This is a genomic window from Citrifermentans bremense (genome assembly GCF_014218275.1).
Taxonomy (GTDB): domain Bacteria; phylum Desulfobacterota; class Desulfuromonadia; order Geobacterales; family Geobacteraceae; genus Geomonas; species Geomonas pelophila.
Map to the genome: position 1 here is coordinate 4,217,799 of NZ_AP023213.1, position 20,853 is coordinate 4,238,651.

The 20,853-nt window shown below is 62.7% G+C and carries 19 protein-coding genes and 1 riboswitch; of the genes, 5 read left to right on the plus strand and 14 right to left on the minus strand.

The window, feature by feature from the left end:
- Positions 1–101 precede the first annotated feature (101 nt).
- Complete coding sequence (locus GEOBRER4_RS18775; protein ID WP_185243536.1) at positions 102–2,381, minus strand: sigma 54-interacting transcriptional regulator; 2,280 nt, start codon at positions 2,379–2,381, stop codon at positions 102–104.
- Between the two features lie 456 nt (positions 2,382–2,837).
- On the opposite strand from GEOBRER4_RS18775, the gene GEOBRER4_RS18780 reads away from it, so the two are divergent.
- Positions 2,838–4,274 (plus strand): transglutaminase-like domain-containing protein, encoded by a 1,437-nt coding sequence (locus GEOBRER4_RS18780; protein ID WP_185243537.1) that lies wholly within the window; start codon positions 2,838–2,840, stop codon positions 4,272–4,274.
- Positions 4,275–4,345: 71 nt separating this feature from the next.
- On the opposite strand, the gene GEOBRER4_RS18785 is transcribed toward GEOBRER4_RS18780, so the two are convergent.
- The 12 genes from GEOBRER4_RS18785 to yihA form a co-directional block, all read right to left on the minus strand.
- Positions 4,346–4,564, minus strand: coding sequence for a hypothetical protein (locus GEOBRER4_RS18785; RefSeq protein ID WP_185245374.1), 219 nt, complete (start codon positions 4,562–4,564; stop codon positions 4,346–4,348).
- Between the two features lie 166 nt (positions 4,565–4,730).
- Complete coding sequence (locus GEOBRER4_RS18790) at positions 4,731–5,567, minus strand: energy-coupling factor ABC transporter ATP-binding protein (RefSeq protein WP_185243538.1); 837 nt, start codon at positions 5,565–5,567, stop codon at positions 4,731–4,733.
- Between the two features lie 13 nt (positions 5,568–5,580).
- Positions 5,581–6,345, minus strand: coding sequence for a cobalt ECF transporter T component CbiQ (gene cbiQ, locus GEOBRER4_RS18795; RefSeq protein ID WP_185243539.1), 765 nt, complete (start codon positions 6,343–6,345; stop codon positions 5,581–5,583).
- Position 6,346: 1 nt separating this feature from the next.
- Positions 6,347–6,631 carry a cobalt ABC transporter permease gene (locus tag GEOBRER4_RS20180; RefSeq protein ID WP_226377836.1) on the minus strand — a complete coding sequence of 95 codons (285 nt, stop codon included), beginning with the start codon at positions 6,629–6,631 and terminating at the stop codon, positions 6,347–6,349.
- Entirely contained in the window at positions 6,624–7,355 is a 732-nt protein-coding gene (locus GEOBRER4_RS18800) for an energy-coupling factor ABC transporter permease (protein ID WP_226377968.1), read from the minus strand. The genes GEOBRER4_RS20180 and GEOBRER4_RS18800 overlap by 8 nt, the downstream gene beginning before the upstream one ends.
- 47 nt (positions 7,356–7,402) lie before the next feature.
- Entirely contained in the window at positions 7,403–8,710 is a 1,308-nt protein-coding gene (gene thiC / locus GEOBRER4_RS18805; RefSeq protein WP_185243540.1) for a phosphomethylpyrimidine synthase ThiC, read from the minus strand.
- Complete coding sequence (locus GEOBRER4_RS18810; RefSeq protein ID WP_185243541.1) at positions 8,707–10,095, minus strand: cobyrinate a,c-diamide synthase; 1,389 nt, start codon at positions 10,093–10,095, stop codon at positions 8,707–8,709. The genes thiC and GEOBRER4_RS18810 overlap by 4 nt, the downstream gene beginning before the upstream one ends.
- Before the next feature lie 4 nt (positions 10,096–10,099).
- The gene (locus tag GEOBRER4_RS18815; protein WP_185243542.1) at positions 10,100–10,696 is read right to left on the minus strand and encodes a histidine phosphatase family protein; all 597 of its coding nucleotides are present in this window, start codon (positions 10,694–10,696) and stop codon (positions 10,100–10,102) included.
- Positions 10,697–10,705: 9 nt separating this feature from the next.
- The gene (gene cobS, locus GEOBRER4_RS18820) at positions 10,706–11,461 is read right to left on the minus strand and encodes an adenosylcobinamide-GDP ribazoletransferase (RefSeq protein WP_185243543.1); all 756 of its coding nucleotides are present in this window, start codon (positions 11,459–11,461) and stop codon (positions 10,706–10,708) included.
- An 11-nt stretch (positions 11,462–11,472) separates the two neighbouring features.
- Positions 11,473–12,525, minus strand: coding sequence for a nicotinate-nucleotide--dimethylbenzimidazole phosphoribosyltransferase (cobT, locus tag GEOBRER4_RS18825; RefSeq protein WP_185243544.1), 1,053 nt, complete (start codon positions 12,523–12,525; stop codon positions 11,473–11,475).
- Between the two features lie 44 nt (positions 12,526–12,569).
- Positions 12,570–13,094: a bifunctional adenosylcobinamide kinase/adenosylcobinamide-phosphate guanylyltransferase gene (gene cobU, locus GEOBRER4_RS18830; protein ID WP_185243545.1), complete on the minus strand. Its 525-nt coding sequence runs from the start codon at positions 13,092–13,094 to the stop codon at positions 12,570–12,572.
- A gap of 87 nt (positions 13,095–13,181) precedes the next feature.
- Positions 13,182–13,362, minus strand: a riboswitch (cobalamin riboswitch).
- 37 nt (positions 13,363–13,399) lie between these two features.
- Complete coding sequence (yihA, locus tag GEOBRER4_RS18835) at positions 13,400–14,044, minus strand: ribosome biogenesis GTP-binding protein YihA/YsxC (protein WP_185243546.1); 645 nt, start codon at positions 14,042–14,044, stop codon at positions 13,400–13,402.
- Positions 14,045–14,189: 145 nt separating this feature from the next.
- On the opposite strand from yihA, the gene GEOBRER4_RS18840 reads away from it, so the two are divergent.
- On the plus strand, positions 14,190–15,041 hold the full coding sequence (locus GEOBRER4_RS18840) for an HDOD domain-containing protein (protein ID WP_085814716.1): 852 nt from the start codon (positions 14,190–14,192) through the stop codon (positions 15,039–15,041).
- 2 nt (positions 15,042–15,043) lie between these two features.
- Here the strand turns inward: GEOBRER4_RS18840 and GEOBRER4_RS18845 are convergent, their stop codons facing one another.
- Positions 15,044–15,238: a hypothetical protein gene (locus GEOBRER4_RS18845; RefSeq protein WP_085814715.1), complete on the minus strand. Its 195-nt coding sequence runs from the start codon at positions 15,236–15,238 to the stop codon at positions 15,044–15,046.
- A 196-nt stretch (positions 15,239–15,434) separates the two neighbouring features.
- Here GEOBRER4_RS18845 and GEOBRER4_RS18850 point away from each other — a divergent pair, with 196 nt between their 5' ends.
- Genes GEOBRER4_RS18850 through glgP form a run of 3 tightly spaced genes read left to right on the plus strand, consistent with a single transcriptional unit; the run spans position 15,435 to position 20,839 of the window.
- A complete protein-coding gene (locus GEOBRER4_RS18850) occupies positions 15,435–16,841 on the plus strand; it encodes a sensor histidine kinase (RefSeq protein WP_085814714.1) in 1,407 nt (468 codons plus the stop codon).
- A gap of 54 nt (positions 16,842–16,895) precedes the next feature.
- A complete protein-coding gene (locus tag GEOBRER4_RS18855; protein WP_185243547.1) occupies positions 16,896–18,263 on the plus strand; it encodes a sigma-54-dependent transcriptional regulator in 1,368 nt (455 codons plus the stop codon).
- Positions 18,264–18,286: 23 nt separating this feature from the next.
- Positions 18,287–20,839 (plus strand): alpha-glucan family phosphorylase, encoded by a 2,553-nt coding sequence (gene glgP / locus GEOBRER4_RS18860; RefSeq protein ID WP_185243548.1) that lies wholly within the window; start codon positions 18,287–18,289, stop codon positions 20,837–20,839.
- The last annotated feature ends 14 nt before the right edge of the window (positions 20,840–20,853 follow it).

Below are 20,853 nucleotides of genomic sequence, written 5' to 3' on the forward strand. Positions count from 1 at the left end.
CCAAAAGGTTATAAAGCAGTGTATACAAAGTGGGCCACTTTTGGCACAAACGTGGTAAATGTGCCCATTTGTATCATTTTGACCAGCCTTTTCTGGGCCGGCTAATCCTCAGCTTCCTCCCTCGCCCTTAACGTGCGCCCTTTGAGCCCGTGTTTCGCCAAAAGACGGTAAAATGTGCGCCTCGGGATGTTGGCAAGTTGTGCCGCTTTTGACACATTACCCCCAGCGTCGGCTAGATAGCGCTGGATCAGCTTCTTCTCCACCCGCAGCACATGGGGCTCACGCTCCTTCTTGAAGGAACGCAGGTCGATGACATCCTCGGCCTCCTCGGCATAGCTTTCGGCGAAGGCGAGCGGGAGGTTCCCCAGCTTGATGATGTCGTCGTGGGTGAGCACGGCGGCGCGCTCAATCACGTTCTGCATCTCCCGGATGTTCCCCGGCCAGGGGTACTTCACCATGGCGCTGACCGCCCGCTCCTCGATGCCGTCGATGTGCTTGTTGAGTTTCGTGCGTGCCTTCTCCAGGAAATAGTGTGCCAGTTGGGGGATCGACTCCACCCGCTCGCGCAAAGGGGGCATGGTGATGGAGAAGACGTTGAGACGGTAATAGAGGTCCTCGCGGAACCATCCTTCCCTGACACCGTCCTCCAGCGATTTGTTGGTTGCCGCGATAAGACGTACATCGACCCTTTTCGCTGCGGTCCCCCCGACCGGCCTCACCTCGCCCAGGTCGAGTACACGCAGCAACTCCGCCTGCAGCTTCGGGGTTATGTCCCCGATCTCGTCGAGGAAGATGGTGCCGCCGTCCGCCGCCTCGAAGAGCCCCTTTTTTTCCATGATTGCGCCGGTGAACGACCCCTTCTTGTGGCCGAAGAGCTCGCTCTCCAGGAGCGAATCTGTGATGGTGGTGCAGTTGACCGTGACCAGCGGCTTGTCGTTTCTCTTGGAGTAGCGGTGAATGGCGCGCGCAGCCAGCTCCTTGCCGGTACCGGACTCGCCGCGCACGAGGACCGTGGTGGGGGTCGGCCCCACCTGCTTGATCTGGTCCAAAACCTCCAGCGTATTGCGGTCGCTCCCCACGATGAACTCGTCGCCGTAGCGGTCCAGCTCCCTCTTGGCCAGCTCGTACTTCTCGATCAGCCTCCCGCGCTCCTCCTCAAGCTGCTGCAGGTTGTGCGGCAGGCACATCTCCAGGTCTGCAAGCCCCTGGTACACGGCTACGGCGTACTCGCGGCAGCTCCGGTAGCCGCAGGCGCGGCAGTTGAGCTCGTCCTTCTGGGTGAACTTGTTGGTGGCGTGCAGGATCTTTTTCACATCTCCCGCCTTGGGGGTGGGGAGCTTAGCGTACTTGTCGGCGAAGGTGCGCGAAAGCGACACCGGTTCCGCGTCCAGGTAGGCCTGCGAGGTGCGGTACGGGATCTTGTTGCGGTGATGGGAGATTACCAGGTTGCGCCGGGAGAACTCGGTAAGCGTCTTGTTCCGGCCCGGCCCCCCGATGCAGCCGTCGTAGCAGAAGCGCAAATCGACCAGCTTTGGGTTGATCCTGCCAGCGGCGAGGTCTTTGATGATCCCCATGACATTGACCTCCCCCTCGGCCGTGACCACCTCGGTGTCGAGCGGGTCCGCCTCGATGCCGAAGGCCTGGAAAGACCCCTGCGACAGCGGGAAGATCCTTCCCATGTGCGGCTCCTTCCCGTCGAAAGGCTCCTCCTCCAGCGCTGCGAGGTCAATCCCCCGCTCCTTGAAGATGGACTCCAGCTCACGATAGGTGAGGAGCACGTCGACCGCCCCCTTGGTCTGCTCCGCCTGCACCTCGAATTTTCCGGCGATGCACGAGCTGATGTAGATGACCTTGGCCTTTCCCTCCCAGACCTGTTTCAGAAAGCGCCCCATGGCGACCATGTGCGTCACGACCCCCACCAGGTTCTCGATCAACTGCGGGTAGTGCCGCTCCACGAGGTCGACGACGGCGGGGCAGTGAGAGGAGATAAGCGGCAGGTTGGCGTTTTCAATGGCGTCGCGATATTCGCCCGCGATAAGCTCCACCCCGCTCGCCCCCTCGTGCACCTCGACAAATCCCAGCCGCCTGAGCCCTGCCGAGAGCTGGCCGGGAGAGCAGTGATGGAAAAAGGAGGGAAACGAGCAGCCGAGAACCGCAATCACCGGCTCGCCGGAGGAAAGGTGAGCATTGGTCACCTCGACGTTGTCGGCTATCACCTTGGCGTGCTGCGGGCAGTGGCTCAGGCAGTTGCCGCAGCCGATGCAGCGCTCGGGGATGATCTCGGTATAGCTTTTCTCCACCTTGATCGCTTTCACGGGGCAGCTTCGGACGCAGGAGTAGCATTTGCGGCAATGGTCGGTAATGGTGACGATGGGGTACATTCGGCCTCTTCTCGCGGGAACTTGTTTAATGAGTACAGCGGGGATTGTATAGGAATCGGGAAAAGTGTGCAACAACTGGCACAAAATCGGTCAAATTTTAGGCAAAAAAAACCCTAGCGACTAGGAGGGCAAGTCGGCTAGGGGAAGGAGGATCCTTTGATCCTCCGCAACTCTGTTATCTATTCCCATTATACCCAGCAGGAAATTTAACTGCAACGAGTTAAATGCAATTAATCAGAGAGTTCTTTCGCCGGCGTAGTTAATGAGGTTGGCGGCCGTACCGCTTTCACCGCTATGAGCCGGTTTTCCTGCGTTGCGCGGTGCGCTTCCGCTGTGGTATAAGTTACCGGAAATTCTTTACCCCGTAAGGATAACCCTAATGGGAATCAACACCGAATAACAGTGCCGTCCGGCGACCCCGCGTCGTCTTGATGGGCTGGGTCACGAGGAATAGTCATGGATCTTCCCTTACACTTACTGCGGCTAATTTTCACCTCGCTGCTGGTGCTGCTGCCGCTCCAGCTTTTTGCGGCGCCCCTCCCGAAGCTGACCGAGCTGCCCCTCGGAGTGCGCTGGTACAGCATCAAGCTCGGCGACGAGCGCGTCGGCTTCAGCCGGCTAACCATCACCCGGACCGATACGGGGTACCGCATCGATTCCGAGGGTAGCGTGAAGATGCGGGTGATGGGGTTCTCCAGGGAGGCCACCTCGAAAGAGTCCTATCTGGTTGCCCGGGACCTGGTGCTGCAATCGTTCTCGGCTGAGAACCGCATCGACGGCAGCCCGGTCGCCATCACCGGCGAGGTCACTCCCAGAGGTGTGGCCATCGTTTCCCGGTCCGGTAGCGGACAGAAGGAGCGGACCCTGAAGTTGAAGGGAGCGCTCTACCCCCCCCACGCGCTGAACCTCTACCCGCTCATGCAGGGCGCGTCCAAGGGGAAAAGCTACAAGCTCTCCGTCCTGGACGTGGAAGCGCAGAAGGTTAAGAAACTCAAGGTGGAGGTGGTAGGCGAGGAGACGCTTCCCCCCGGGCGGACGGCGGTCCATCTGAAAAACGACGTCTACCCCATGGTCGACAACGATATCTGGGTGGACCTCCAGGGGAACGTGCTCAAGGAATCGGTGCGCGAGGGGTTGGTGGTCACCGAGGCCGAGGACGAGGCGACGGCCCGTGCCGAACTGGCACGTGACGCGCTCTGCAAGACGGACCTGATTCTGGATTTCAGCATGATCCGTGTCACCCCTCCCATAGAGCGTCCCGCCCAATTGCAGAAGCTTGTGCTGGAGCTGACAGGCTTCCCTACCAACCTGCCGCTCTTACAGGGGAAAAGGCAGCAGGTGCTGCGCCAGCCGGACGGCACGGTGCTTATCACTCTGCCCAACCCCGCCCCTGTCGAAGAGGCGCCCCCGACCGCCGCCGATCGGGAACCGGCGGAGCGGATACCGAGCGATCACCCGGAGATAAAGGCGAAAGCCTCAGAGATACGTGGAAGCGAGCAGGATCCGGCACGGGTAGCCCGGCTTCTGTCCGACTGGGTGGCCCGCGAGATCAAGGGGGCCGTCACCGACAGCCAGTCTTCACTGGAAACGCTGAAAAGCCGCAGCGGCAACTGCCAGAGCCACGCGAGGCTCTACGCTTCACTGGCCCGCGCCGCCGGGATCCCGACCCGCTTCGTCTCAGGCATCGTCTACCAGGGAGAGGGCTTTCTCTACCATAGCTGGGCCGAAAGCTACCTGGGGGGAGCCTGGGTCCCCATCGACCCCACTTTCGGGGAGATGCCGGCCAACCTGAGCCACGTCAAGTTCGTGGACGGGGAAACGCTGGACGAGATGGGGGCACTGGCGGGAATGATCGGGAAGGTACGGGCGAAAGTCTTGGAATTAAAGTACTGAGTTGAAGGCAACATCAGGGAACCGGGGCGGCCTGTAAAGACCGCCCCGCTTTTTGTTGCACGATCCAGTTGCTAGGCCTGGCAGCATTCCCGATTGGCCACCTCACCCAGAGTTTTCAGCTCCTTCAGATCTGCCTGCTTCTTTACGCTATTCATATAGCACACAGCCTGAACCGCCAGTGCCAGCGCATAAAAAGCGCCGAGCACCATGAATAAAGTTCCCATTCCTAACTCCTTTGAGCCTGCAACCAGCTGGCTATTATCCGCTCGCTGCGAGTGCTCAACCGTCATTGTTATACTCCCTTACCTGCATAGCAGCATCCGTGCCGCCAGCCTCTTGGCCGTAACCACGTGTTTTCTTTTACGTGATAAGGGAATTGTCACATAGTAATAAAATCGATGTTCCAGGTTGGAACGGGGCAGGTGTTACGTAGACGAACACAGCAGCTACTCGCAGCTATTTCCCCATGGCCTCCACTATCTCCCTGCGGGCTTCGCCGATAGTGAGCGGGATGCGCGCGAAGGGGAGCCCCTCGTCGTGCTTCAGCTTGTAGATCAGCTCGGCTATGTGAGGCAGGCGCAGCTTTACGTTGGCCAGTTCGTCGGGCGCGGTGAAGACTTCTTCCGGGGTGCCGCCGCGCACCAGCCGCCCGCGGCTCAGGATGTGAAGCTGGTGCAGGAAAATGGGGACCAGGTCGACGCTGTGGGTCGCCATGACGATGGTGACGCCCTGCTCCTTGTTGAGCCGGGTCAGGAGCTCCATCATGCGGTACTCCCCCATCGGGTCGAGCCCGGCGGTCGGCTCGTCCATAAGCAGGATCTCGTGTCCCATGGCGAGAAGACCGGCGATGCAGACCCGCTTCTTCTGGCCGTAGCTCAGGTTGTGGATCCCCTTGGCGGCGAACTCGGCCATGTCCACGCTGGCAAGTGCCTGCTCCACCCGGCTCCGCACCTCGGCCTCGGCGCATCCCATGTTGCGTGGGCCGAAGGCGGTGTCCTCGAAGACGTTGCTGGCGAAAAGCTGGTCGTCGGGATTCTGGAACACGAGCCCCACCTTGCGGTAGATGTCCCGGGGGTGCAGGCGCAGCACGTTGTCACCGTCCAAAAGGACCTCGCCCTGGTACCCCTTGATCAGCCCGTCCATGACCTTCAAAAGGGTGGTCTTGCCGGAACCGTTGGAACCCAGGATGCCGGTGAACTCTCCCCTTTTCACGGCCAGGCGGATGTCGGAGAGGGCGACGGTGCCATCGGGGTACTTGTAGCTCTGGAGGTCGACGGAGATTCTTGTGTCCACGTTTGATCCTTTTTTACACGCTGCTTCTGAGGGCGATCATCGCCAGGATGAACAGGAGGGCGGAGGCGACCTCGGTCAAACGCAGGGGCCTTTGCAGCGTCATGGGCATGTCGCCGTCGTAGCCGCGCTGCACCATCGCGGTGGTGATGCTCTGGCTGTTGTCGAAGGCCTTGATCACCAGCACCCCGGCGAGGGTCCCGAACGAGGAGAGGGAGCGCCGGTAGCCGACGTAGCCCAGGCGGTTCTTCTGCGCGTTGTAGACCACCTGCGCCTCCTCGAGGAGCAGGAAGAGGTAGCGCCAGGCGAAGAGTGCCACGTCGACCAGGACCTGGGGCACCCTGAGCCAGGAGAGCGCGGCCATCAGGTCGGTGAACGGGGTCGAGAAGCCGACCACGGCAAGGAGCGATACACCCCCCAGAATGCGGCTCGCAATGAGCACCCCTTCTTTCAGCCCCTCCCGGTAGGCGGCAAGCTCGTAGCCTGCGACGCCGAACGAGAAAAGAGGGTCGCTCCCGGAAAAGAACATCTTCAGCAGGAGGACGGTGGCCGCGATGAAGAGCGGCTCGGAAAAGCGCAGGGCGAGGAGGCGCCAGGTCGTTCCGATGTAGCGGCAGAGGGCGAGGCTTGAGACCGAGACCAGCAGCGGGAAGGCGACGCCCCGGCAGCTGATTACCATGACCAGCAGCGCCAAGGCGCAGAGGAGCTTCACCCTGGGGTCGATGCGGTTGACCGGGTGAGAGGCGTCGCAGATATGCGCCTTCAGGTGGTGCATCGCCATCTTACTTGTCCTTCCCCGTCAGCTGGCGCCAATAGTACCCGGCTGCGAAACCGGCGACCACGCCCCCCACCAGGAACCCGAAAAGGAGGAGGTCACCGGAGCCCGGCTCGATCAGCGGTGCAGTTGCCTCGCGTCCGTGCTCCCTGGCGATCTTCTCCACCACCGCCTCGTCCACCCCTTCCCAGGACTTGGGCGCCAGGGTGAAGAAGTAAAACGCGAACAAAAGCGTCGGGAGCAGCACCAGGTGCATCAGCAGTATCTTCCACTTCCTTCTGCGTTCAGGCATGGGCAGGGAGCTCCTTTTCCGTTATTACCCGCATCTTCACCAGGAGATCGGGACGTTTGCGGTACAAAAGCGTGACCATCCCCGCCGTGATGACACCTTCCAGTATCCCCAGAGGCAGCTGGGTTGGCAGGAAGGCGAGCACCACCTTGACGAAGAGCGGCGTAAAAGACGCCTCACCCCGGATGCCGAGCGACAGGATGAGCGCGGTTGCGGCGTAGGTCGCCCAGTCGGCGAGAAGTCCGGCGACGAACCCGGCGACGGCGAGGCTTCCCCCCAGGCGCCGGGCGCCACGAAAGGCGAGCCACCCGGCAAAGGAGCCCACCACCCCCATGGAGAAGGTGTTGGCGCCCAGCGTGGAGAGCCCGCCGTGGGCGAGGAAGAGCGCCTGGATCAGCAGCGAGACCGCGGCGATCAGCACGCTGACCAGAGGTCCCACCAGGATAGCGGCAACGCCGGTGCCGCAGGGATGCGAGCAGGTCCCGGCGGTCGGGACCGGGATCGGCATGCAGGAGATGATGAAGACCACCGCAGCCAAAAGACCCACCAGCGGCTTGAGGGAAAGGTCCTCGCGCGAGATGGCGTTCAGGCGCCTCACCCCGAGGGCGACGAAGGGGGCCAGCACCAGATACCAGAAGGCGGCCCAGTGGAAAGGGAGTATCCCTTCGGAGATGTGCATGGCGAAGGCCGGGGTGGCGGAGAGAAGCGGCAGCGCAACCAGCGTCATCAAGCCGAATCCCACCCGTCCACCTTTTTTCAAAACTCCCCTCAGCATCAGATCTTGTCACCCCGCAGGTCGCCCGCGAAGATCTTGCCAGCGCCGCGTGAGGCGCAGAAGTCGCCGCACATGGTGCAGGTCTGCTCGTCTTCGGGGACGCGGCTCTTCCTGATGGCGGCGGCGTCCTCGGGGAACAGGGCGAGCTCGAACTGGCGCTGCCAGTTGAGGTCCCTCCTCGCCTTGCTCATCTCCTTGTCACGCTCCCTCCCCTTTTCGGGGTACTTGTTCATGTCGCCGATGTAGGCTGCGATCTTAGCGGCCTTCACCCCCATCCGGACGTCCTCCTCGTTGGGAAGTGCCAGGTGCTCGGCCGGGGTGATGTAGCAGATCAGGTCGGCGCCATAGCGCGAAGACTGGGCGGCGCCTATCGCCGCGGTGATGTGGTCGAAGCCGGGGGCGACGTCGGTGGCTATCGGCCCCAGCATGTAATAGGGGGCGCCGCCGCTCATCCGCTTTTGCAGCTTGATGTTTCCCTCGACCTCGTCGAGAGGCACGTGTCCCGGCCCCTCCACCAGCATCTGGCACCCCATGTCGCGCCCCAACTCGGCCAGCTCGCAGTTGATCAAAAGCTCCTGGATCTGCGCACGGTCGCTGGAGTCGTGGATGGCGCCGGCCCGAAGACCGTTTCCGAGCGACAGCACCGTGTCGTAGCGCTTCAGGATCTCCACTACGCGGTCGAATTTCTCGTAGAGCGGATTTTCCCGGTTGTTGGCGATCATCCAGGCCGCCATGCTCACCCCCCCCTTGGAGACAAGGCCACCGTAGCGGTACCCCTGCTTCCTCAGGCGCTCCAGGGTGTAGAGGTTGATGCCGCAGTGCACCGCCATGAAAGCCATGCCGTCGGCGCACTGCCTCTCGATGATGTCGAAGAGCATCTCCTCGTCGAGCTTGTTGGGGTCGCCGTACTTCCTGGCCGCTTCGCAAAAGGCTTGGTAGAGCGGAACATTGCCTACCGGGAGGTCCACCGCCGCGATCACCTCGCGCCGCACCCGGTCCAAGTCGCCGCCGACGGAGAGTTCCATCAGGGTGTCGGCCCCGGATTCCTGCGCCGCGAGCCCCTTCTTCACCTCGGCCTCGTAGTCGATGATGTCGGAGGAGGTCCCGATGGAGGCGTTCACCTTGGTCCTCAAGCCGACACCGATCCCGGCCACCTTGGGCTTTCTGACGTGGTTCCAGGGGATCACTATCTGTCCCAGGGCCACCTTTTCCCGGACGTAATCCGGCGTCAAATGTTCGTCTAAAGCGACCTGCGCCATCTGCGGGGTGGTGATGCCGGCACGCGCCGATTCTATCTGCGTCATCAAGTAAGGCTCCTTTTGCGGTATGCCCTTGCCTCTCCCACGAAATGAGGAGCCAGGTCAGGCGAGCTGCCGAAGTGTAGATGTATGTACGAGGCGAGGCAATTCTTGTAGCGGTACCCTTCCGGCGCGAGATCAACTCCCTTGCGGGTGACCCGGTACAGGCGCTCCACGTCGGGGGGCATCTCTTCCATCTCGGAATAGTGGAACTCGTGGCCGCGGGCGATGCTCCCCCTGCGGCCGATGATGCAATCTTCCAGCAACTCCACCTCGCGGTACCCGAGCGCCTTGCGGCGCGGCAGCATCCGGCTCTGCACCGGGAAAATGCCGGCAAAGCTGTGGGTTTCCTCTTCCGCGGCGACCCCCTGGGTCAGGTAGATGAACCCTCCGCATTCGGCGTAGACGGGCATCCCCCCCTCCACCGCCGCGCGGATCTCTTCTTTCAAAGGTTGGTTGGCGGCAAGCCGCGCCGCGAAGAGCTCAGGGTAACCGCCGGGGAGGTAGATGCCGCCGATATCTTCCGGAAGCGAGCTGTCGGCAAGCGGGGAGAAGTAGCAGAGCTCGGCCCCGCTTTGCTCCAGAAGCCGCAGGTTGTCCTCATAGACGAAGCAGAAGGCGGCGTCCCGCGCCACCGCGATCCGCACCCGCTCCGGGTCGGCCGAGGCGCTTACGGCAGCTGGCGCGGCATCTTCCCAAAGCCTGTCAACGTCCAGGTCCAAGAGCGCGTCGAGGTAAAGGTGATGTTCCACGACCTCTACCAGGTGGTCCAGGAAGGAATCCGAAAGAGGGTTGTCCTCCGCCGTCACCAGCCCCAGGTGGCGCGACGGGATGCCGAGTGCGGGGTCCCTGGGGAGGCAGCCGATCACCTGCACGCTTGGCAACGCAGCGGCCAGCGCCTCCCGCAGGATGCGTTCGTGGTTCTCGCTGGCGACGTTGTTGAAGATGACGCCGGCCACCCGGAGCGCCGGATCGAAGCAGGCGAAACCGTGCACCAGCGCTGCGGCGCTTCTCGCCTGGCTGCGCGCGTCCACCACGAGGACCACCGGTGCGCGAAGTTCCTTTGCTACCTGCGCGCTGCTCCCTGATTCGGAGATCCCGTCGATCCCGTCGAAGAGCCCCATTGCCCCCTCGACGACGGCGATGTCCGCAGCGGCCGCATGGTGCAGGAAGCTCTCCCTCAGGAAGCCGGGATCGCAGATCCAGCCGTCCAGGTTAACGGAGGGGACACCGGTCACCAGCCGGTGGTAGCCGGGATCGATGAAGTCCGGCCCGACCTTGAAGGGGGCGACCTTGAGGCCGCGCCTTTTCAGGGCGGCCATGATCCCCAGGGTCACGGTGGTCTTCCCGCAGCCGCTGGAGGGGGCCGCTATGACGATGCGCTTCGTCACCACGCCGTTAGCCGTTCACCAACTGCACCACCGTGTTGCCATCGGCGTAGTAATCAATCAGGTTCATGCCGCAGTACTGCTGGTCGATGCTGAAAAAGGATGAAAGGGGCGCGCCTATGGCATCCATGAGGATGATCCGGTTCACTCCCCCATGTGCCACCACCAGCACCTCCTCCCCCCTGTGCCTCGCCACGATCTCCTTCAGGGCGGGAAGCACCCGTCCCGCCAGATCCCCCAGACTCTCCCCCCCCGGCGCGCGGAAATGCTCCAGGTCCGCCAGCCGCGCGGCCCACTCGTCGGGGCGGTCCCGCTGGATATCGGTCACGGAAAGCCCCTGCCACTCCCCGCAGTTGAGCTCCCTGAACTGCGGCACCTTCCTGGGCTCCACGCCGAGGTAGGGGCCAAGGATCTCGCCGCCGCGGACGGTCCTTATGAGGTCGCTGGTGTAAAGGGCGCTGATCCGGTCCGGGTCGAGGCGCGGCTTCAAGAGCTGGTACTGCTCCTCCCCCCGCGCGGTCAGGCGCACGTCATACTGGCCGTTGTAACAATGCGGCCTTTCCACCTCGCCATGGCGGATCAGGTGCAGGCGTGTTCTCTCCATCATCTGCGGCTCCTATGCTCCTGCTCCCCCCTGACGCAAAAGTGCCAGGAGGACCAGCAGGAAAAAGATCTCGTTCAATTCGCTGGCGCAGCCGATCACGTCTCCGGTCACCCCACCGAGCCTTTGGTGCGACCATAGTTTCAGGCACCAGGTGAGGAGAAAGAGAAAGAGCAGGCATATCACGCCGGTCAACCCCAGCAGGAGATACCCAGCGACAAAGGTGAGAAGGCAGGCGACCATGAGCTGGGTGAGCCCGGCCCCTCCCACGAAGGCTGAACCCAGCCCGTCCTTTCTGGCCCGCTTCGCGCCCACCGTCATCTGCACCTGGGCACAGCGCGCCGCCATCGGGAAGAGGAAGAGCGCCTCCCGCTTGTACTGGAGCGGCACCGCCAAAAGCGCCTGGTACTTGAGCCCCAGCCCCAGCACCAGGGCAACCGCGCCTACGGCCCCGACGCGGGAGTCCTTCATGATCTCCAGGAAACGCTCGCGGGAGCCGCGGGCGGCGAGCCCGTCGGCTACGTCGGACAGGCCGTCCAGGTGCAGCGCCCCCGTCGCCACGCTCATCAGCGTGATCAGGACCAGGTCCCCGACGCTCCGGGGAAGGAGCGGGGCGAGGAGGTAGTCCACCCCCGCCAGGAGCGCCCCCAGGGCGAGCCCCACCAGGGGGAAGAAGGACATGGAGAGCCCCAGGTCCTCCTCCTCGCAGCGGACCGCGAAAGGCAGGGGGAGGATGGTGAGAAACTGGAAGGCGATCAGGAAAAGTCTCATCGGGTAATCTCCTAGGAGGAGGCCACTCCGGCCTCTTCAAAGGTCGCCATCTCGTTCAGGACCTTCACGCCTGCCTCGATGAGCCCCATGGCAAGAGCAGCGCCGGTCCCCTCGCCTAACCGCAGTTGCAGGTCGAGTATCGGCCTGGCGCCGATCCGCTGCAGCATCATCTGGTGGCCTATCTCCACCGAGTTGTGGGCGGCGAAGATGTACTCTTTGACGTTCGGATGCATCTCGCAGGCGATAAGCGCCCCCGCGGTGGAGATGAAGCCGTCCACGACGACCGGGATCCGGTTGGCGGCAGCACCGAGCACCAGCCCGGCGATGCCGGCGATCTCCAGCCCCCCCACCTTGGAGAGCACGTCCAGTGGGTCCTCCGGGTTGGGGCGGTTCAGGTCGAGGCCCGCCTGGATCACCTTGATCTTGTGCTCCAGCGCCTGGTCCCCGATCCCGGTGCCGCGATGGGTCACCTCGCGCACGCTGCAGCCGGCGAAGGCCGCGATGATGGCGGAGGAGGGGCTGGTGTTGCCGATCCCCATCTCGCCGGTCCCCACCATGGCGATACCCTCGGCCTTGGCGCGGTCCGCAAGGGCGATGCCGACCTCGATAGCGGCCACCGCCTCCTCGCGGGTCATGGCGCTTCCCTTGGCGAAGTTGCGGGTCCCTTTGGCGATCTTCTTGATGATGAGCCCTTCAGTCGGCTCGAAATCGTAATCGACCCCGACGTCTACCACCCGCACCTCTGCGCCCGCGTGACGGGCTAGGACGTTCACCCCCGCGCCTCCGCGCAGGAAGTTGAGCACCATCTGGGGGGTCACTTCCTTCGGGAAGAGGGAGACCCCCTCCTCCACGATGCCGTGGTCGCCGGCGAAGGTGAAGATGACCTTCCTTCCGATCTTGGGGGTGAGGTCGCCGGTGATGGCGGCGTAGCGGCGCGCCATATCCTCCAGGAGTCCCAGGGACCCCTGCGGCTTGGTCTTGTTGTCCAGCTTGGCCTGCGCCTGCGCCAAAAGCGCCTCGTCTAACGGCTGGATTTTAGCCAGCGCCGATTCCAGAAGTTCCATGGTTCCCTCCGTTGCATTAAAATTATTCTCTTTATTCCCTGCCGCTATCCCTTCAGCTTCAGCGGCAGCCCGGCGAAGCAGACATGCACCTCGTCCGCCCGCGCCGCGATCAACTCGTTCGCCTCACCGGAGAGGTCCCGAAAGGTGCGCGAGAGCGGGTGCTCGGGGACGATCCCCATCCCCACCTCGTTGGTGACGATGACCAGGGGGGTCTGCAAGCTCTTGAAGCTCTCGGTGAAACGCTCCACCCGCGACAGCGCCTCGGCAGCCCCTCCCTCGCAACTAAACAGCAGGTTCGAGAGCCAGAGTGTCACGCAGTCGAGGAGGATGACCTGAAAACGGCCGTCGTTGGCGCGGACCTTCTCCTCGACCTGCAGCGGCTCCTCCATGGTATGCCACTCCTCGCCGCGGCGCCCCTGGTGGCGCGCGATGCGCTCGGCCATCTCCGCGTCCCCCGCCTCGGCGGTCGCGAGATACCCGCGCATGGCGGGGTACCCCAGGGCGAGCGTCTCGGCGAACCTGCTCTTGCCGCTGCGGCTCCCGCCGGTCACCAGTACCACTTTGGACATAAAAAAACCCCCCTTCCGATGACGGAAGGCGGGTCAAAAATCGTGTCTATAAACGATTCCGGCTTAGCCCCTCTGCCACGGAGGTTGCGACAAGCGTTCATCCTGGCAGGTTTCCTGACTCACGGGTCATCTTACTCGCCGCGCCTTCCCGATTTTGTCAGTGGCGTAGTTGCGGCTTTCATAACCGTTCACAGTTGCGGGACAGCGAGGGATTCACACCCTCTTCCCTTTTAACCCCTCTCGGGGCACCCGGATGGTTCTTTATTCGATTACGGTCTGTTTACTAACAGAGCCGGCGGGGAAAGTCAATCAATAACCGGATCGAGCTGCGCCGGATCCTGCGGGATTTCCGCTGTTTCCGCCGCCTCAGGCGCGAGCAGCGCATCTATGCGGGCCCACACCGCGTCCTTCCCTTCCCTGGAGAGCGCCGAGAAGTAGTTTAGATCCTCCTTCTTCAGCTGCAGCTTCTCCATGATGACGGAACTCTGCTTGGCGCGTTCGTTCTTGGAGACCTTGTCGCACTTGGTGATCACGATGATGGGGGGGACGGAGAAGGCGCGCAGCCAGGCGAGCATCTGCTGGTCCTCTTCGGTCGGGGTCCTGCGGATGTCGAGGATCAGCACCACCCCGCGCAGGTTGCGGCGCTTGGAGAGGTAGGTCTCCATCATGGGGCGCCATTCCTTCTTGACGGCCAAGGGGACCTTGGCGTAGCCGTAACCGGGAAGGTCCACCAGCATGAAGTCGTCGTTCACCTGGAAGAAGTTGATCAGCTGGGTGCGGCCCGGGGTGGAGCTGGTGCGGACCAGGTTCTTCCGGTTCACCAGCACGTTGACCAGAGAGGACTTCCCTACGTTGGAGCGCCCGGCGAAGGCGATCTCGGGGAGGCTTCCCTCCGGATAATGGGAGGGTTTCGTGGCGCTTTTAATAAACTCGGTTTGCTTTACTATCAATGAGAGGACCTATCCCGTTTTTTCCGGGCAGTATAGCCCTCTGAGCCCCCCCTTTCAATCATTAAATCCCCGCTTGCCTTAAGCTAACGTTTTGGTATATTTTGGAACCTGACCGGCAACCGGCCCCAGCGAGGACACCTTAGGCATGAACAAAGAACTCGAAACAGCGATCATGAGCGCGGCCGATCTGCCGACCATTCCCATCGTAGCGATAAAGGTAATGCAACTGATCGAGAGCGACAGCGCCACGGCGGACGAGCTGGCTAAGATCGTTTCCTCCGACCCCGCCGTCGCAGCCCGGGTGCTCAAGATCTCCAACTCCTCCTTCTACGGCTGCCGCCGGCAGATCCAGACACTTTCCAGCGCCATCGTCATCCTCGGGTTCAGCACGCTCAGAAGCCTCGTTGTCGCAGCTTCCGTCAAACAGGTCTACAAGCCTTACGGGCTCACCGAGAAGATGCTCTGGGAGCACTCCTTCGCGGCCGGGCTCGCGGCAAGGATCATAGCCAACCGCACCCGCATCGCCAACGAGGAGGAGGCCTTCCTCGCCGGGCTGTTCCACGACATCGGCAAGATCATCATGAACACGCTGGACCGCAACAAGTTCCAGGAAGTCATGCAGCACTGTTACAACGAGGGGATCTCCTTCGGACAGGCCGAGCGGAGCGTCTACCCCTTCAGCCACGCCGAAGTGGGAGCGCACGTGATCAGGAAGTGGAACTTCCCGGAGATCCTCACCAGCGCCATACTGCACCACCATACGCTGGAATTCGACGAGTTCGAGGATCCGACCGTGGTGAACCTTACCGCCATCACCGCCCTGGCGAACCTGTTCTGCCTGAAGCTGGGCATCGGGATCCGGGAGCCGGAGGAGGATATCGATCTGGGGAGCTCGAAACCGGCCCAGATGCTGAAGATCGGTCCGGAGACCGCACAACAGTTGCTGGAGACCTTCGACAAGGCCTTCCAGGAAGACAAGGCCCTGTTCATCAGCTAGCATCAGGAGCCGGCTTTTTCCCCGCTGTCCGCCACCTCTTCCAGGGAACTGCGCCGCTTCGCCTCTTCGGAGATGCTGACGCTGTCCATCCCTTCGGACTTCCGGGACGGCTTCTCCCGCTTGCGCTGACGTTCCTGCCCACCCGCGTCCGGGTCGATCCTGATGCTACCCGGAATCCTGTCGACGACGTAACTCATGAGCGCACCTCCCCCCGCCGTTGCCGGCCTTGGCAAAGCATTGCCGCGCGGCATCTTAACAGCAACCAAACCCTAATGGAAGAGAATTAATCGAGATTCTTATCTGGACCTGACGCTGCCGGACATTCCCCTTGCCCAGCACACTGCAGCGCAGTATAATTCCCAGCTTAGCGAAATCTCATATGGGAAGGATCACATGAAACTCAATACCAAGCTGGTGATGATCATGCTCACCATGCTTATCGTGGCAACAGCGATGCTCTTCATCCTGAACCAGGTGAGCCAGAACGACCTGGTGGGGGAGATCCAGGAGAGCTCGACCGTGGTGTCGAAGGCGATCCAGCTAAGCGTGGAAGACCTGACCTCCGAGGTCGAATCATCGCGCCTGACCGAGTACCTCCAGCAGGCGAAGAGCAAAGGGGTCAACGAGATCAACATCATCAACAACGAGGGGGAGATCATCAACTCCTCGGATCCCGCCCAGGTCGGCAAGAAACGGGAAATCAAAAAGCTGGAGAAGGGGCTCAGGGCGTCGCGCCGCGGCGGCGGAGGGGGCTCGCTCAAGCCCTATGACCTGGTGGTTCCGGTCATCGTAGGGGACGAGCAACTCGGTTACGTGCAGGTGAACCTCCTTCTCGACAACATCCGCGACATCCAGCACGCCAACTTCGTCAGGCGGCTCGCCGCCACCACCATCGTGTTCATGATGGGGATGATACTGATCATCTACCTGGCGCGCCGCTACACACGGCCGATCCACCGGCTGGCTGCCGGGGTCAAAGACGTGTCGGGGGGGGACTTGAGCGTCACCTTCCAGGTGGGAAGCGGCGACGAGATCGGGGAGCTGGCCGAGAACCTGAACGAGATGGTGGAGAAGCTGAGGGAAAAGGAGCAGCTTGAAAAGCGCCTCTACGAGGCGGAGCACCTCTCCAAGGTGGGGCAGCTGGCAGCGGGTATCGCCCACGAGATCAGGAACCCGCTCAATTACATCAGCCTCGCCATCGACCACCTGAAGAGCGAATTCCTCCCATCCTGCCCCGAAAAGGCGCAGGAGCTGGATTCGATCGCCAACAACATCAAGGAAGAGGTGCGCAAGGCCAACTACATGGTGCTCAACTTCATGAATTACGGCCGCCCCTTGAAGCTGCGGCTGCAGCGGGTATGCTACCCTGAGCTCGTGGACAAGGCGATGCAGATCATGCAGGACCGGCTCGACGAGAGGGGGATCCAGGTGGTTCGGGAGATCCCCCAGGACCTGCCGCCGATGCTGGCGGACCCGGAGCTCATGCGCAACTGCCTCTGCAACTTCATCAGCAACAGCACCCAGGCGATGCCGGAGGGGGGGAAGCTGACCATCGGCGCCAGCATGGACCCGGATTCCGGCCTCTTCCGCCTCACCTTCAGCGACGAGGGAACGGGCATCGAGCCCCAGGACCTGGAGAAGGTCTTCCAGCCCTACTTCACCACCAAAGAGGCGGGGATCGGCCTGGGCCTCGCCATCACCGAGCGCATAGTGAGGGAGCACGGCGGCAGCATCACGGTTCAGAGCACCAAAGGGGAAGGGACCACCTTCTCGGTCACCCTCCCGGCAGCAGCGGCGTAAAGGCCGCCCCGCCCCCCTGTCCAGACGGGGGCAAGAAAAGAGCAAGGAGTCGCAATGAGTGGCAGCATCCTGATAATCGACGACGAGAAGGGGCAGAGGGACATCCTCAGCGCCATACTCACCAAGATGGGGTACAAGATCGACACCGCCTCGGGGGGGGAAGAGGCGCTGCAGCAACTGCAGCACCGAGAGTTCGACCTCCTCCTCACCGACCTCAAGATGCAGGGGATTTCGGGGATGGAGCTCCTGGAGCGGGTCCTGACTGAAAACCCGTCCCAGTGCGTGGTGATGATGACAGCCCACGGCACCATCGACTCCGCCGTGGAAGCGATGAAGAAGGGGGCCTTCGACTACCTGGAAAAGCCGCTGGAGCGCGAGGACCTGATCCTCACCGTTCAGCGGGCGTTTGAGCGCATCGGGCTTTTGAAGGAAAACAAGGCGCTGCACAAGAAGCTCGCGGAGACCAAAAGGCTTCCCAACATGATCGGGGAGCACCCGAAGATGCACGAGGTGGTCCGGGTCATCAACAAGATAGCGCCCACCTCCACCACGGTCCTCATCTACGGCGAGTCGGGGACCGGCAAGGAACTGGTGGCGCGCGCCATCCACGACGGGAGCCCGCGCCGGGACAAGGCTTTCTTCGCCATCAACTGCGCCGCGATTCCCGATTCGCTGATGGAAAGCGAGCTCTTCGGTCACGAGAAGGGGGCGTTCACCGGCGCGGGCACGAGGGAAATAGGGATTTTCGAGGCCGCCGAGGGGGGGACCGTCTTCCTCGACGAGATCGGCGAGATGAACATCGCCATGCAGGCGAAGCTTCTGCGCGCGATCCAGGAGAAGGAGATCCGCAGGGTCGGGGGGAAGGTGAACATCCCCGTCGACGTCAGGATCATCTCCGCGACTAACAAGGACCTGGAGCATGAGACCCGGCGCGGCAACTTCCGCGAGGACCTCTTCTACCGGCTCAACGTCATCAGGATCACCCTCCCTCCCCTCAGGGAGCGCGGCAACGACATCGTGACGCTGGCCGATTTCTTTCTGAAGAAGTACAGCGCCTCCTGCGGCATCCCCTTGAAGGGGATCGCCAAGCCGGCGCTGAAGATCCTGCTCGACTACAGCTGGCCCGGCAACGTGCGGCAACTGGAATCGGTCATAGAGCGCGGCGTGCTCATGGCCGAGAGCGAGTACATCCAGCCCGAGGACCTGCCGGCCGAGGTGCACCACGAGGCCTCCCCCGCCGGGAGCCTCCCCTTTGACTTCCCGGCCGAGGGGATATCCATCGACAACCTGGAACGGGACCTGATCATGAAGGCGATGCAAAGGGCGGATTGGGTCATCGCCAAAGCGGCACCACTACTCGGTATGAGCTACAAGACGCTGCAATACCGGTTGGAAAAGTTCGGCATCGGCAGACCGGAGTAGCCTCAAGTAGCCAGGAGCGCGGTATGAACCTGAGCTCGACGCTGCACAGATTTACCGTCGTCCCCTCTCTTCCCAAGGAGCTTGCTGGGCTGCAGCGCATCGCCTGCAACCTCTGGTGGAGCTGGGAACCTGAAGCCATCGGCCTTTTCAAACGGCTGGACCCCGAACTCTGGCGCCAGACGCGCCACAACCCCCTCGAAGTGCTGGGAAGCCTGCAGCAGGCGACCTACGAGAGCCTAATGGCGGACGAAGGGTTCATGTCCCACCTCTCACAGGTCGAGGAGCGGCTTAGCGAATACCTCTCCTCCCGCACCTGGTACGAGCGGCACGGCAACGCCGGCGCCCGCATTGCCTACTTCTCCATGGAATTCGGCCTGCACGAGTCGCTCCCCATCTACTCCGGGGGGCTCGGCATCCTGGCGGGCGACCACCTAAAGTCCGCCAGCGACCTGGGCCTCCCCCTGGTCGGCGTCGGTCTCCTGTACCGGCAGGGTTACTTCCGCCAGTACCTGAACCTGGAGGGGTGGCAGCAGGAAATCTACCCCGAAAACGACTTCTACAACCTGCCGCTGCACCAGGAGAAGGACAGGGAAGGAAAGCCCCTGGTCTTCTACCTTGAGTACCCGGGGAGAAACGTGCTGGTCCAGGTCTGGCGGGTGCAGGTCGGGCGGGTGGCCCTTTACCTGCTGGACACGAACCTCGAGGCGAATTCCCCCGCCGACCGGGAGATCACGACCAGGCTCTACGGCGGCGACCAGGAGATGCGGATCAGACAGGAGATCCTGCTCGGCATCGGCGGCATCCGCGCGCTCAGGCTTATGGGGATCGAGCCCAACGTCTGCCACATGAACGAGGGGCACGCAGCCTTCCTGGCACTGGAGCGGATCCGCACCCTGATGGAAGAGCGGCAGCTCACCTTCCGCGAGGCGATGGAGGCGGTGAGAGGGGGCAACGTCTTCACCACCCACACCCCGGTCGAAGCAGGGATCGACCATTTCCCCCCTGATCTCCTCGACCACTACATGGGGCATTACTACCGCGGCCTCGGGCTCTCCCGGGAGCAGTTCATGGCGCTTGGGATGCAGAACCACGGCAGGAGCAACGAGAGCTTCTGCATGGCGGTTCTGGCCATGAAGCTCTCGCTGCACTCAAACGGCGTGAGCGAGCTGCACGGGGCGGTGTCGCGCAGGATGTGGGCGGACGTCTGGCCGGACCTCCCCGAGGAGCAGCTGCCGCTTACCTACGTCACCAACGGGGTGCACCAGAAGAGCTGGCTCTCAGAGGAGATGACCGGTCTTTTGATCCGGTTCCTCGGCACCAGGTGGCTCGAGCAAAGCGCCGACCAGCTCTGGCGCAAGGTGTCGCGCATCCCGGACGCGGAGCTCTGGCGCACGCACCGTCGCGGCACGGAGCAGCTGGTCGACTACGCGCGCCGCAGCTTAAGGGCGCAGCTGGAGAAGCTGGACGCAAGCCCCAAGGAGATCGATGAGGCGGGGGACGTCCTCGACCCGGAGATACTCACCATCGGGTTCGCGCGTCGTTTCGCCACCTACAAGCGGGGGACCCTCCTATTGCACGACAAGGAGCGGCTTTCCAAGATACTGAACCATCCCGAGCGGCCGGTGCAGATCGTCTTCGCCGGCAAGGCGCACCCGGCAGACCACCAGGGGAAGGAGCTGATCCGCCAGATCGTGCAGCTGTCGCAGCAGCCCGAGTTCCGGCGCCGCATCATCTTCCTGGAGGATTACGACATCTCGGTGGCCCGGCGCCTGGTACAGGGGGTGGACATCTGGCTCAACACGCCGCTCAGGCCGCTTGAGGCCAGCGGCACCAGCGGCATGAAGGTCGCTTTCAACGGCGGCCTCAACCTGAGCATCCTGGACGGGTGGTGGTGCGAGGGGTACCGCGGCAACAACGGCTGGGCCATCGGGCGCGGCGAGGTGTACGACGACCTCTCCTACCAGAACCAGGTGGAGAGCCGCGCCATCTACGACCTCCTGGAGAAGGAGATCGTGCCGCTTTTCTACAACCGGGGGAGCGACGGCATCCCGCGCGGCTGGACTACCTTCATGAAGAGCTCGATGCAGACGCTCTGCCCGGTGTTCAGCACGGACCGGATGGTGCAGGAGTACGCCCGGCGCTGCTACCTCCCCGCCTTCGAGCACTGGGAGCGGCTGAACCGGGACGACCTGAGGCTCGCGGTGGAGCTGGCACGCTGGAAGGAGCGGCTGCACGGCATGTGGGGGGAGCTGGCCATCGTGGCGGTAAACGCCGAGATCCAGAAGGAGGTGACGGTAGGGGAGATGCTCCCCATCTCGGTGCAGATCACGCCGGGGCGGATCCCGCTTTCCGAGATCGCGGTGGAGGTCTACTTCGGGGTGCTGGACTCGCGCGGCGCCATCATGGGAGGGGAGATCGTGCCGCTCAAGCCTGCGGCCGACCCGGAAAAGGCCGGGCACTTCAAGGGGGAGCTGGAGTGCCGCTTCTGCGGCAGGCACGGCTTCATGCTGCGGGTGATGCCCAGGCACCCGGAGCTTGGGACCGTGTACGATCCGGGGCTGATACTTTGGGGGTAGGTTGACTTTCGTGG